The following is a 13,778-nucleotide window of genomic DNA, read 5'->3' on the forward strand; positions in this document are numbered from 1 at the left end:
TTGAAAAAGGCGCAACTTGGTTGCGCCTTTTTTGTATGGAATGACCTGCCCTGAAATAAGTTGATACATTAAAAACCGTCAACATATATCAGGACGGGTCACAGGGCTTCTTAATTAGCCGTTGCTTCTTTTGTGCCAATGGCTTCTGCTTTTTGAGTTGGTGTAGGCACCTTATCAAAGATAAGCAATAACGCGGGTAAAATCACAAAGTCCAAAATCAATGCCAGTGTAATGGTGATGGATGTCATTAATCCCATGTCGCTATTTAAGCGGAACGGTGACATTGCTAATACCAAAAAGCCTAATGTTAATACCAGTGTGGTGCCAATGATTGCAGGGCCAACTGTCTCAAAGGCGTAGCGAATGGCTTGAGCACTTTTTTGCCCTAACTCGCGAGTCGCATGCATATATTTATTTAAAAAGTGGACAGTGTCATCGACCACTATGCCGAGCGTCATGGTTCCCACCACAGATAAGCTTAATCCTACCTCGCCAATTGCCAATCCCCATAGTGCAAATGCGATAGCGGCTGGATACAGGTTTGGAATTAAAGAGATTAAACCAATTTTCACATCTTTAAATACGGCTATTAGCGTTAGTGATATCACCACAAGTGCGATTAAGGCTCCCCAAAGTAACGCGCGGTTATTACGATAACCAATTTTGGCAAACATCATATCTGGGCTGACGCCAGCACTGACAAATTCTGCCATTTGATTGTCTTGTAGCCATTGTTGGGCCGAGTTGTCTAATCTTAGTAGCTGGCTAGATGGTCCTTTTCTTAATGTTACCACCATACGGGTTGCCGATTTTTGGGTGGTTAATTGATTATCTAAACTTAAACCAAACGGCAGCGATAATTCGTACAATAATAAATATTGTGATGCGAGTTCTTTGTCACTTGGTAGTTTATAGAATGCTTCGGATTCACCGTGCATGTTTTTATTTAAACGCTTGAACGTGTCGGTGATGACATTAACGTTATATACCTCTGGTTGAGTTTCATACCAATCAGCAAAGCTTTGAATTTTGCTAAGGAACTCAGGGTTTGCAATACCCATTTCGGCTTGGCTATCGATTTTGTATTCTAAAGTGGCAATGCCTGTTAAGTTTTCAAAGATGAAATCATTAGCTTGGCGGGTTTCAAAGTGGGTGCCAAAATAATCATAAAAATTATCATCAATAGAATTCTTAGGCAGTGCCCAGACTACAAACAGCGTAAGGGCTACTAAACTTAAGGAAATTTTCTTAGTATTGTTTGCTAGCCATTCTACATAACGACCCAGAAAACCGTTGCCTTCTTCGCGTACCTTACGTTTACGAGCCGGTAGTAGCGTGATTAACGCAGGTAAAAAGCTAACTGAAAGAGCAAATGCAGCGAACACACCTAGGGCGGTGATGTTACCTAAATCTCTAAATGGTGGAGAGTCTGAGAAGTTAAGGGTTAAAAAGCCCATAATGGTAGTAACAGTGGTGATGAAAATCGCTTTAAAGTTGATAACAATACTTTCATGCATGGCTGCAATTGAGCTTAAACCTTTCCTTAAGTTATAAAAATAAGTACTTAATATATGCATGCAGTCTGCAACCACCAAGGTGAGTATTATGGTCGGTGCAGAGGCTGATGGCGGTGATAGTTGGATGCCCATCCAGCCGGTAATACCGATGGCACTAATAATCGACATGATAATAACTAAGAACACACCTAAGGTGGCGGATACACCTCGCACAAATAGGCCAGTACCTAATATGATGATCAATAAAGTGATTGGGAATAACACGCCCATATCAAACTGACTGGCTTCTACCAAGGTATTGTTCATCATGATTTGACCACTTACATGGAAATCCAAATCAGGGTAGGTGGCTCTCACGTCTTGCATCATTTCTTTAACAAATGCACCCACTTCAGGTACTTCAGCTTCTCGAAATTTACCCGGTAGACGAATGGTGATGTTAATTGCACCTACATGGCCTTCGTTTGAAACTAACCGATTAACCAATTGTTTTTCTGCAAGCGCACGTGTTTTTGCTAATGCTATGGCACTTTCAGAGAGATTTTCTTCGGAGACTAAATCAGCCACAATCAAATCATCTTGTTCTGCATAGCTGTATTGATAATTGGTTAAAGAATCCACTCGGGTTGAATAGGGTGCTTTCCAAGAGCGTTGGGTAATGTCTTGGATGGCTTGTAACGATGCCGCAGTAAAAACAGAACTGCCATCTTTAGGGGTGACTGCAATTAATACATTATCCGAACTGGAAAAAGTGTCTTGCATCTTAGTGAAAGCAAGGAGTTCAGGATTGTCCTCGCCGAAGAAAACACGGTAATCAGATGAAAATGTAATTTTGCCTAAGCCGATACCAAATGAAATGAGTAATAACAGCCAAACAAGTAGAACTTTCCACCTGTTGTTGAGTATAAGGTCGCTATATTGCTTTAGCATACCAGGGTTCCTTTCTAGCTAGTGTATATGGAGAATTTGGATTGTTCGAACAATCAAACGCTTCATGAGCCATGTCCATCATGGGGTAATCCGATTCGGTATCACCATAAGCATAAACGTTATCTGTCGGGCTTATCTCATACTCTTGTTGTATTTTTATTACTTTCTCTTGGCCAAAACAATTCGTTCCATAAAGATGACCAGTGAGTCGCCCATTTATTTCTTCAGCTTGGGTTGCAATCAGGTTGACGCCTTTCTGTTTGCACCAAGGGGCAATCCAATAAGGCAATGAAGCCGTGACAATGCAGACTTCATGGCCTTGATTTAGATGCCAATTGAGCCGTTCCATCATGGCTGGCTGTATGTTATCAGGCATGATGTAGCGGTTGTAATCTAACCCTGCTTGGAGAAGTTGGTCTATGGTTTGGTTTTTGTAAAAAAAACGAACAAAGAGGGATTTCGCTTGATTGTGATTGATGAGTTTAAGTTTGAACCCTATCAAAATAGGTAGGAAGCTAAATAGCTTCCACTTAAAAGCTTTGCCCCAGTAAAACTGGGCAAAACCTTTAAGGGTATCTTTTTTTGTTAGGGTGCCATCAAAATCGAAAAACGCGTAAATCATGGGTTACTCTAATAACGAAAACTGTATTTAAGTTTAGAGATCCAATCGTTATCGCGCAGTTCTTGTACTCGTTTAGCTTCTACTTCTAGCTCTTCGTGATATTTGGCAACCTGTTGCTTAGCAATTTCAGCGGCTTCTTTTATTGGAACCACAATAGGCATTTCCATTACATCTATGATTTTTTCTAATCGATCTTCGATGCTGCCACCAATCACATGGCAAGGAAGTCCAATTTCTTTAATGCTATCAAGTAATAACTTGTCTGATCCATTTCTGAATTTTTCAGAAACAGGACGATGGCCGTCTTTATGCATTTCAAATTCAACTGGTAAGTGAATGTAGGCATCATACGTACGGCGGGCGCGGTCTTTCACATTTGCGCCGTAAGCATTCATGTATTGTTGGTAGAATTTTTTAATTCGCCAGCCTGCAACCTCTGTCAGTAGCTTATGAAATACTGTGGCATTTGGATTAATACCTTGGCGCATGCGTACTTCACCGTATACCCATTCATGAATGACACTGCCATCAGAAATAAATGCACCGTGGATTTCGGCTTCGTGGTGAATACGTTCTTCTAATCGACGCAAGCCCATTTGGATTAGCTCAGACGCATCTAAATCTTCTAATGCTTTACCCGGCAGTATATCCCTAAGAATTTCACGAGCTGTACGAGCATGAGTTCTAGGTACGCCTGTTGCGATGGATAGTGCTTCTGTCGTTGTGGTTTTACCGGTTGAATAAGTACCAGATACCGCTAATTTTAGATTTTCTTTCATTTTGATTACCGATTAGTTAATTGCATCATGAATTTCGTGGGCGACGTTTGATTCCATATAAAAATCAGGGTCAATAGGTGACGTGGCACGTAAATCAGCCATGCGCCAGCTTTCGCCTCCCTTGCTAATTAAGCGTGTTTTCTTTGTTTCAACTTTTATAGGAAAGCTGCCGCCTTTAATTAGTGGTTGGGGGCAAACCACTTTGACAGATCGCATCCATAGGTTTTTAGTATTTTCACGGGAAAGTTGATCTATTTGATATACCAAAACTTGGCTTAATTGAGCTCCGCAGATCATTAGATCTAACGGGTTATAGCAACCGGAAAAGGCCGCTCCGATACCAGAGGTAGGATTATAGTCTGAGTTTTTTTCAAATTTTAAATGGCCATTAATTTCGAGTGGGCTCATATTGCTGATATATATGTTATGCATGATATGAGCATATTGATCGCCATAATAGGCTCTTCTATCTGCATCAAATATTTCATTTAAGCTTTTAAAGGTAATTGCGGAGTTAGAGCATTTTGTGGCTAGTGCGCTGTGATCTACTTCTAGAGTTAAGCTGAATCCACCTAAAGTGAGTTTGAACTCTGAAAGAAAACCATTAATGGAGTCATCGGTTTTTATACTTTTAATTAAAGCGCCTGAGAGAGGGATTTGGCTTAAATCTAAGATGGAGTCTTTTCCCGCTTTTACAGTAAGTGATCGCAGCCATGCTTGTTTGCTTTCGCCTTCGGATAATTTAAAGCAATGAGACATAAATACATCACACATTTGAGCGGCTACTACAAAGACATCTATGGTACTTAAGTGTGGCTTTAGTTCTTTAGATGTTTTTTTTGAGGACCAGCTGCTAGGATATTGAATGCTCACCATTGCATCGAAATTATTTTTATCTGGGTCGATGTGAATGTCTTCAATGTTATGTTTAACATGTTTATAGCCCGCACCGAAGTAGCGTTGATGACTTTTACCGAGTATTTCATCGATATTGTGAGTGCCTATAGCTGACATATCTTAGCTCCATGCTTTTATATTTTGTAAACATGAAAACTACTGTTAACACTCATAAATCTCTACTACCCGAAAAGGTAGGTAAAAAAATATATATTGAAATTAAATAGTAATTAAATTTAGTTGAGAGGCTTTTGCGATGGCGTGGCCACGTTTCCTAACGTTTAATTTTTTACAAATATTAGAAACATGAAATTTAACAGTATTCTCTGAAATACCTAAAATCATTGCGGTTTCCCAGTTAGATTTTCCTGCGCCTATCCAATTAAGAACATCAAGCTCGCGTGTACTTAAAATCCCTGAATGTGAATTTTTATTCAATGCTTTAGTTCGATTGTATCTGGAAATGGCGGAGGTAATATGTGGCAACAAGAACTGAGTAATTTCATTGCCACTTTGAAGTGATGATCGGTCTTTTGTTACCATTAATAGAGATGTCATAGAATTATTTTCTATGTCTTTTTCACCATGTAAGGTGCCTAAGCCACCACACGGAGGTAAGCAGATTTTAAAATCTTCACGAATACATTCAAATGATGATTTAGCCAATTGGAATAAGGGGTTTTCAAGAATAGAATCTTGGTCACATTTGCCATGTGTTTTTTGTGTATGGTAAGCGGCATTGGTTTCAAGTGAGGTAACTTGAACGTTATTTCTAAAATTGAGTACTAAAATAGAGTCGCATTTTATAATTTTTGCAAACCATTCTAATGCATATTCTAAGTCTGCTTCGGATTGTACATCGAGTAAGTCCCGCGTTAGCCTCAGCGTTTCACGAAGTTGCTGGGAGTTGGCTTCCATGGTTAATGCCTGTTGATCCTTTTGGCGCCAAATACTACCCCAACCATATTAACGCTTCAATTTTAATTCCCTTTTTATTCAAGGCGATGGGTTATAAGTCTCAGTTTTACTAATGAAATAATGCTCTAGTATTAGAGTAAATTATTTTTTTGAAATTTATATCTTCATTAATTACTTATGGGGGAGAAACTTGATGTGATTGTTAGCGACTTATCACTAAGGAAAAAGTATTGATTGATAAATATGTCTTGCACTTAGCCTGAATTCAGACCTATCGACACTCTCGTGTTTGTTGATCCTATACTTAAGTATTAAAATGCTCTATGCCTTTTTTTTTATAGTTCCTTTTCTGATAAAAGACCGAACTAGTTTTTAGTGTCCCTGGCAAGGGGGCGGTGGCTGTCTGATTATTTATTGTGTGTTTATTGCGTAATCCTAGTATTTTTCCTAAGTCGTATTCCTTCATTAATTAGTGATTCAATCATACCGCCCAGTTCAATAGGTGATTTATATGTTTGAATTGATTTTTGTGATGCCAATGCTTTTAAGTCTTGCTGGGTGGTGGCGAGAGACTCTTTAATTTCAGAATAGGTATATTGGTTTTTGGTTGAGAAGAAAATACTATCAGGGTTAATTCTTTCTCGGCTGATTGCTCCCGTGAGTTTTTTCTCACAACTGCATTTGGCACAGTGATTCACAAAACCACAACTGGTGTTCATGAAGTTAATGATTTTTGCTCTCGCTCGTGAAAGCTGTTGGCGAAAGTTATCTTTTGATATAGAAAGGATGTCACTGGCTTCTTGATGCTCCATATCCAGAATGTCGCCTAAAATATACGCCATCCTATAAACGGGCTTCAAACATAGCAGCATGGCCATGGTGCAGGAAATTCGTAATTCGTTTAAGAGCACGTCTACGTGAGCGTCTTCTTGCCAGTGGCTGGGCGCTTGTAAATCGCTTTCTAAATCTTCTCGATACATATCAAACGTTAAGCCCAGTTCTTTATCTAACATCTTTTTGCTATTGATTAAGTGATTCACGGCAATGCGATATACCCAAGTAGTGAATTGACTGTTGAATTTAAAGGTAGACAGGTTGGTGATCACCTTGATTAGAATTTCTTGAGTGGCATCTTGTGCATCCATGGGATTGGCCAACATTCTTAACGCTAAGGCGTAAATCCTATCCTGAATGGATACCGCTATTTGTTCCAAGGCGTTTTTATTGCCTTTGGTGGCTGCTGACACTAATGCTTCAATTTCCATATAAAATCCTGTACGCCCATTTTTATGAAAACGGGCGCTTGTTCATTGCTTAATAGGGTTAGTTTGACATTAAATGCTGGCCATTAGGGTGATCCAATACCATTAACCAATTTCCATCCGGTTTTTTTCTTAAAACCGCAATCGATAATCCAGACTGCTTAATGGCGCTGCCATCTGGTGCCATGCCGCTCATTTCCCAAGGAGCCACATGTAAAGCAATGTCATTGGAGATGTATACCTCATGCCCTTTAGGATAAGTAAATTTAGGGTTTACTTGAAACATAGATTCAAAGTTTTGTCTTAATGCATCTTTTGATGAGACGCTTGTACCCGGTTCAAACATAACCGCCGCGTCTTGTTCGTAAGCGGCAAGTACACCTGTTATGTCTTTATTATTAAAAGCAGCCGTCATGCTTTTGATGGTTTTGAGTATGTTGGTTTGGTTAAAATCCATTATCTTGCCTTCTATTGATGATTAATTATCTAATTCATGCAACTTCTTTATGATGCATATTGATTTAGACAAGTGGGGTAAGGCAGGTGTGACAAAAGTAATGAATTATTTTTTAGTAGGCTAATCTTTGATTAGTAGTTGATTGATAAAAACACCGAAGCGAATGCTTCGGTGTTTTTATTTGTACTTATGTATGTATAAGTTAATGAACTATTGATATGTCACTTAGGTTAATTTGATTACCGTCAAAGCGTGTTATCGATCCATTAAAATTCAGTTCGGAAACTGTAATGCTATCAAAGTTGAGTTGCATTCCAGAAATGCAAATAGCAGTTCCTGAGAATTCTAAATGTTCGGAAACCGTTACACTATCAAAGGCACATTGATCTTGATAATTGATATATAAATTACCGGAAAACTCTCCAGATTCACTTAGTGAGATATCATTCCAATCCCAAATCTCCCCTGAAATGCCAACACTTATTCCAGAGAACTCTCCAAATTCAGAAATAAATACACCCGAAAAATCAAGCGATTGACCATCAACCTTTATACTGCTCCCATTTAGATTTGCATTATAAAACACCTCAACAATAGGGTTAATTGGCTCTGGCTCTGGCTCTGGCTCTGGCTCTGGCTCTGGCTCAGGTTCTGGCTCAGGTTCAGGTTCAGGTTCAGGTTCAGGTTCAGGTTCTGGCTCAGGTTCTGGCTCAGGTTCTGGCTCAGGTTCTGGCTCAGGTTCAGGTTCTGGCTCAGGTTCTGGCTCAGGTTCTGGCTCAGGTTCTGGCTCAGGTTCTGGTTCTGGTTCTGGTTCAGGCTGAGTAGGTACAATCGTATCTTTTGGTTTATCGGAATCTTCAGCAGAACTTCCACAGCCTACTAGTAGAACAGCGAATAATAATGAGCTGAACCATTTCATTTTAATATGCATCATAAGCAGCGATAGGTCATGATGAGACGGTCGGTATAGCTATACCCGTAGCCACCTGCACGACCATTTTCATCTGTACTTGCATAAGCATAATCGTGATAGGCAATTTGAGCGTACCCTTTCGTAATCGGAGTAATGCTGATGATGTCAAAATAAGTAGTACATGAAGCTTGAAGTGTAGTTAACCATGTTTGCACATCACTTTGTGTACACTTAGAGTCATCTGAGTTTTCACGGTTGATCGCAGAATAAGCGGATGTCCATCTAGACTGCCCATTGAATAGTTTGGTTAAAGTCGTATTGCTACAATCCCTTTCGGCAACTTGAATTTGTGCTGTGGTTGCATATGAAAATTGGGCAGCCAGTAGAGTTGCAGCTAGGCTTAAAGATCGGATCATAAATAGTCCCTTAATTAAATTGTTATTAACTACTAATAAATTACTAGGGGCGAATTATATTTTTATAAGTTATTTATACAAGTTTCACTTGATACTTTGGTGCAGATGCTGATTTCTGCTCGTATTTTAGCCACTTCTCATGGTTACATTTCCCCCATACATACCATCAATTCATAGGGTATAATCTCATCCCCCCTTGCCTAATGGGTTTGGCAGGGCGAGAACAATGATAAGAGTGTTGTTTTATGGATCGTATTTTTCAAACACTGGCCACAGAGCTAAATGTTCAGCTACCTCAGATTGTCGCATCGGTTGCTTTGTTAGATGAAGGAGCCACGGTGCCGTTTATCTCTCGTTACCGTAAAGAGGTCACCGGAGGCATGGACGATGGCCAATTACGTCAGCTAGAAGAGCGCCTACGTTACCTGCGCGAAATGGAAGACAGACGTAGTACTATTTTGAAAAGCATTGAAGAGCAAGGCAAGCTCACCGACGAGCTAAAAGGCCAAATCATGCTGGCCGACAGCAAAAACCGTCTTGAAGATTTATACCTACCTTATAAGCAAAAGCGCCGCACCAAGGGCCAAATCGCTATCGAAGCGGGAATCGAGCCATTAGCCGATGCACTTTTAGCTGATCCAAATTTAAATCCAGAAAGTGAAGCCAATAACTATATTGATGTCGAGAAAGGTTTTGCGGATGTGAAAGCGGTATTAGATGGCGCGAAATTCATCCTTATGGAGCGCTTTGCCGAAAACGCCGACTTAATTCAACAGTTGCGTGATTTTTTATGGCAAGAAGCCACTTTGAGTGTGCGGGTGGTGAAAGGCAAAGAAAATGAAGCCGCCAAGTTCCAAGATTACTTTGAACATGATGAGCCGCTAAACAAAGTACCAAGTCATCGTGCGTTGGCCATCTTGCGTGGCCGTAACGAAGGTTTCTTGGGGGCTAACTTGGTGACCGGTGATCCGGAAGACAAACTGACACCAAGCCCGTGTGAAGGTATGGTGGCTGGTTTTTATGATATTGAATTTAAAAGCCGTGCCGCTGATAAATGGTTAGCGGAAGTGGTGAAATGGACATGGCGGGTGAAGTTACTCACCTCATTAGAGAACGAGCTTATTTCACGAATCCGTGAAAGTGCCGAAGATGAAGCGATAAAGGTTTTTGCCACCAATCTGAAAGATTTATTAATGGCGGCACCTGCTGGTCATAAAGCTACCATCGGGTTGGACCCAGGCTTACGCACAGGGGTGAAAGTGGCGGTGGTGGATGCTACGGGCAAGGTGATGGATCACGGTGTGATGTACCCTACGCCGCCGCAAAATCAAATTACCCAAAGTAAAGCGGCGCTGAAAGTATTATGTGAAAAGCACAATGTAGGTTTGATCGCTATTGGTAATGGAACAGGCTCTCGGGAAACGGATCGAGTGGTGGCGGAGTTCCTGAAAGAAAACCCAAGCCTTAAGGTGCAAAAAATAGTGGTCAGTGAAGCGGGTGCATCTGTGTATTCGGCATCTGAATTAGCCGCTAAAGAATTCCCAGATTTAGATGTGACCATACGTGGCGCTATTTCCATTGCCCGCCGTTTACAAGACCCGCTAGCCGAGTTGGTTAAAATTGACCCGAAAGCTATTGGTGTAGGCCAGTACCAACACGATGTATCACAAACCGCATTGGCGCGTTCGCTGGATGCCGTTGTTGAGGACTGTGTAAACGCGGTAGGTGTGGATTTAAATACGGCGTCAGCGCCCCTATTGACTCGTGTTTCTGGTTTGAACTCTACAATTGCCAGCAATATTGTGGCGTTTCGTGAAGAAAACGGCGCCTATAAAAGCCGTACCGATTTGAAAAAAGTCCCTCGTTTAGGTGGTAAAACCTTCGAGCAAGCTGCAGGTTTCTTAAAAATATCCAATGGTAAAAACCCACTGGATGCCAGCTCTGTTCACCCTGAATCTTATGATGTAGTGAAGCAAATTGCGGCCAATGCACAAAAAGATGTGAAATCCATTATTGGAGATGGTGCATTCTTGCATGCGGTTAACGCCAGCGAATTTGTATCTGACCAAGTGGGTTTGCCCACCATTAAAGATATTTTAGTCGAGCTTGAAAAACCCGGTCGTGACCCGCGCCCTGAATTTATTACCGCCGAGTTTAAAGAAGGCGTAGAAGAGATCAAAGACCTACGTGACGACATGATCCTTGAGGGGGTTGTGACTAACGTAACCGCCTTTGGTGCGTTTGTTGACGTGGGCGTTCACCAAGACGGTTTAGTGCATATCTCGATGATGAGCGATAAATTCATCGATGACCCTCGTGAAGTGGTAAAAGCGGGAGATGTGGTGAAAGTGAAGGTAATGGAAGTGGATGCACCCCGTAAACGTATAGCGCTGTCCATGCGCATGGGTGATAACGCCACTGATTACCAAGCTGAAAAAGCCACACCTAGGGGTGAGCGCAAGCCGCGTCAAAGTACTGCGCGCCAGCACACTAGTCAGCCTCAGGGGCAAACTCAAAATAGCTCTATGGCCGCTTTGTTTGCTCAAGCCCAGAAAAAGAAAAGTAAGCGCCTATAATATGCCTATCAATAACCTAGGTTTGCATGAAGCCTAGGTTATTTAGGATAGATTGTTGCAACTAGCTGGTTTTTATCCCAAGTTAAGCTGGCTATAATCGCCCCAAACCCCACACTAGGATTACCCTTTTGTCTCAGTCTTTGTCATTCGATCAAATATTGCATCAACTTCAGTCTGTGCACCCATCCGCGTTACGTTTTACGCGGGGGATTGAAAAAGAAGGGTTACGTGTTAATGCCGATACGCAAATCAATCAGCAGCCACACCCTAGTGCATTAGGAAGTACTCTGACCCATTCCAGCATCACAACGGATTACAGTGAAGCCCTATTGGAGTTCATCACTCCTGTAAGTGATAACCCTGATGATGTTCTGACATATTTGGATGAAGTACAGCGTTTTAGTTATACAAAGTTAGATAACCAATTTATTTGGCCTGCCTCTATGCCCGGTGTTATTGAGGATGAATTAGATGTACCCATTGCCTATTACGGTACTTCTAATACAGGTACTCTGAAGCACGTATATCGACACGGATTATGGCATCGTTACGGCCGAAAAATGCAGTGTATAGCGGGCTTACATTATAATTTTTCTGTTTCACAAGAGTTGTGGGGCTTTCTAGCTGAACAGCAAGGAGCTACGCTGGATAAAGATTTCATAAGCCAAGGTTATTTTGGATTGATTCGTAATTTCCGTCGCTACTCTTGGTTGTTGCTTTATTTATTTGGTGCAAGCCCTGCTTTGGATGCGAGCTTTTTAGATGATAGTAATCATGACTTAATTAAATGGGATGACAGCACATATTATGGGCCTTATGCCACCAGCTTACGCATGAGTGGTTTAGGTTATCAAAACAATGCGCAAGACGATTTATTTGTTTGTTTTAATGGCTTACCAACTTATACCCAAACGCTTAAAAGTGCGATGCATCAAACCATTGCACAATATGAAGTGATAGGCGTAGAAGAAAATGCTGAATACAAACAGTTAAACACCAATTTGCTGCAAATTGAAAATGAATACTATTCAGATATACGCCCTAAAAGAAACAGTCAACACGGCGAAAAACCCCTCACCTCTTTGAATAAATACGGCGTGGAGTATATAGAAGTACGTTGTTTGGATTTAAATCCGTTTGAACCATTAGGAATAGATCGAGAACAAATTAACTTTTTGGATTTATTTCTATCATATTGTTTGTTGAATCCAAGTCCTAAGTTATCTGAAGCAGAGTGCAATGAAGTATCGCAAAATTCTAAAAACATTGTTATGGATGGGCGTAACCCCGAATTTAGGCTTAAGCGTTTAGGTTCGTTAGTGTCGGTTAAAGAGTGGGGTGGCGAGTTATTAAAAGAACTTGAACCTTTGGCCAAGTTATTAGATGAGAAAAAACAAACTTCAGATTTCCAAGATGCATTAGCGAAAATGAAATTACGAGTGAGCGATGTTTCTTTAACGCCAAGTGCAAACGTATTGGCGAAAATGAAAGAAAAAAATCAATCGTTTAGTCAATTTGCATTAGACCAAGCAAAGCAAGTTGAAACATATTTTCGTAAACCATTGGCAACAGAAAAAAACATAAAATGGGAACAGCTTGCTGAAAAATCCATTGCGCAGCAATCCCAATTAGAGTGCGAAAGCACAATACCTTTTGCACAGTACCTTAAGGAATACCTAATCAAAGAGTGAGATAGATCACAAAACAGTTAGATACCTAACTAGCTTGGCGCACTCAGCCCAGCTTGATGCTTGATATTGGTGCCTTATTGGTTAGATTTATCCTCTAGCGCATACGGACTTGGAAATGCCTATGAAACTAGTGGACCCGCAGTGGGACGTTGAAAATTTAGAGAAAGCCTATCGCCGTGGATTTATGGCCGGTATGGTAGGAAAAGAGATTTCTACTTGTCCCCATAAAACTGAGCTAGTGATCAATGCTTGGGAAGCGGGTTGGTGTGATGGCAAAGAGCAATTTGATATTAAATACCCTGCATCTTTCAAGAAAACTGTTTAATTTTAATCAATAGGCCGCTTTTAAGCGGCCTATTTTTTGGCTTAATTGTTAATTCTGAGCCACAAAATTTTGGAAGTACAAGTCTTCAATATATGGATTGCCTTCTAATTCAGTCAGAAGTGCTCGAATCTCATCCAGTGCAACCTGTCTTAAATTTTCCCTGCCTTGTGCATCATTCACTGTATCTTCATCTTGCTGGCTGAGTAGCAACACTAACTGGTTACGAATGTAAGCTTGGTGGTGATTCACTTTACCTGCGGCTTCTGCGCCGACCACTCTTAATGCCACATCGGTACGTATGTACTTTAAGCGTCCCGTGACATTACTGCCATAATTTAAGACAAAAGCAGGCTGTAGGTGGACGTATTGCGTGGCACCACCACTTGCAGGAGGAGGGTCTTCTGCCCAAATCAGGTGACTAATGGTCATTAATGCCATTACAATCAATAGATTATGTCGTTTCATCATGGTTCCT

At 40.9% G+C, this 13,778-nt stretch carries 13 protein-coding genes; 3 read left to right on the plus strand and 10 right to left on the minus strand.

Annotated elements, in window-relative coordinates; all coding sequences use genetic code 11:
- Window positions 1-110: 110 nt before the first annotated feature.
- From ABWV45_RS07270 to ABWV45_RS07310, 9 genes are all read right to left on the minus strand, one after another.
- Window positions 111-2,447, minus strand: coding sequence for an efflux RND transporter permease subunit (locus ABWV45_RS07270; protein WP_353350164.1), 2,337 nt, complete (start codon window positions 2,445-2,447; stop codon window positions 111-113).
- Window positions 2,431-3,069 (minus strand): HAD-IB family hydrolase, encoded by a 639-nt coding sequence (locus tag ABWV45_RS07275; protein WP_353350166.1) that lies wholly within the window; start codon window positions 3,067-3,069, stop codon window positions 2,431-2,433. Before ABWV45_RS07275 ends, ABWV45_RS07270 begins: the two co-directional genes overlap by 17 nt.
- A gap of 8 nt (window positions 3,070-3,077) precedes the next feature.
- A complete protein-coding gene (locus ABWV45_RS07280) occupies window positions 3,078-3,848 on the minus strand; it encodes an AAA family ATPase (RefSeq protein ID WP_353350168.1) in 771 nt (256 codons plus the stop codon).
- 12 nt (window positions 3,849-3,860) lie between these two features.
- Window positions 3,861-4,862: an AvrD family protein gene (locus ABWV45_RS07285; RefSeq protein WP_353350170.1), complete on the minus strand. Its 1,002-nt coding sequence runs from the start codon at window positions 4,860-4,862 to the stop codon at window positions 3,861-3,863.
- A gap of 102 nt (window positions 4,863-4,964) precedes the next feature.
- On the minus strand, window positions 4,965-5,663 hold the full coding sequence (locus tag ABWV45_RS07290; RefSeq protein ID WP_353350172.1) for a helix-turn-helix domain-containing protein: 699 nt from the start codon (window positions 5,661-5,663) through the stop codon (window positions 4,965-4,967).
- Window positions 5,664-6,085: 422 nt separating this feature from the next.
- A complete protein-coding gene (locus ABWV45_RS07295) occupies window positions 6,086-6,928 on the minus strand; it encodes an RNA polymerase sigma factor (RefSeq protein ID WP_353350173.1) in 843 nt (280 codons plus the stop codon).
- Between the two features lie 58 nt (window positions 6,929-6,986).
- The gene (locus tag ABWV45_RS07300) at window positions 6,987-7,382 is read right to left on the minus strand and encodes a YybH family protein (RefSeq protein ID WP_353350175.1); all 396 of its coding nucleotides are present in this window, start codon (window positions 7,380-7,382) and stop codon (window positions 6,987-6,989) included.
- A 202-nt stretch (window positions 7,383-7,584) separates the two neighbouring features.
- Window positions 7,585-8,301 (minus strand): hypothetical protein, encoded by a 717-nt coding sequence (locus tag ABWV45_RS07305; protein ID WP_353350177.1) that lies wholly within the window; start codon window positions 8,299-8,301, stop codon window positions 7,585-7,587.
- A gap of 11 nt (window positions 8,302-8,312) precedes the next feature.
- Window positions 8,313-8,711, minus strand: coding sequence for a hypothetical protein (locus tag ABWV45_RS07310; protein WP_353350179.1), 399 nt, complete (start codon window positions 8,709-8,711; stop codon window positions 8,313-8,315).
- Window positions 8,712-8,956: 245 nt separating this feature from the next.
- Here ABWV45_RS07310 and ABWV45_RS07315 point away from each other — a divergent pair, with 245 nt between their 5' ends.
- The 3 genes from ABWV45_RS07315 (at window position 8,957) to rmf (ending at window position 13,303) form a co-directional block, all read left to right on the plus strand.
- Complete coding sequence (locus tag ABWV45_RS07315) at window positions 8,957-11,287, plus strand: Tex family protein (RefSeq protein WP_353350181.1); 2,331 nt, start codon at window positions 8,957-8,959, stop codon at window positions 11,285-11,287.
- A gap of 128 nt (window positions 11,288-11,415) precedes the next feature.
- A complete protein-coding gene (gene gshA, locus ABWV45_RS07320) occupies window positions 11,416-12,978 on the plus strand; it encodes a glutamate--cysteine ligase (protein ID WP_353350183.1) in 1,563 nt (520 codons plus the stop codon).
- Between the two features lie 121 nt (window positions 12,979-13,099).
- Window positions 13,100-13,303, plus strand: a complete 204-nt coding sequence (gene rmf / locus ABWV45_RS07325; protein WP_353350185.1) for a ribosome modulation factor — start codon at window positions 13,100-13,102, stop codon at window positions 13,301-13,303.
- A 48-nt stretch (window positions 13,304-13,351) separates the two neighbouring features.
- On the opposite strand, the gene ABWV45_RS07330 is transcribed toward rmf, so the two are convergent.
- Window positions 13,352-13,771 carry a flagellar basal body-associated FliL family protein gene (locus ABWV45_RS07330; RefSeq protein ID WP_353350187.1) on the minus strand — a complete coding sequence of 140 codons (420 nt, stop codon included), beginning with the start codon at window positions 13,769-13,771 and terminating at the stop codon, window positions 13,352-13,354.
- Between the last annotated feature and the right edge of the window lie 7 nt (window positions 13,772-13,778).

The organism is Oceaniserpentilla sp. 4NH20-0058, from assembly GCF_040371755.1.
GTDB lineage: Bacteria > Pseudomonadota > Gammaproteobacteria > Pseudomonadales > Oceanobacteraceae > Bermanella.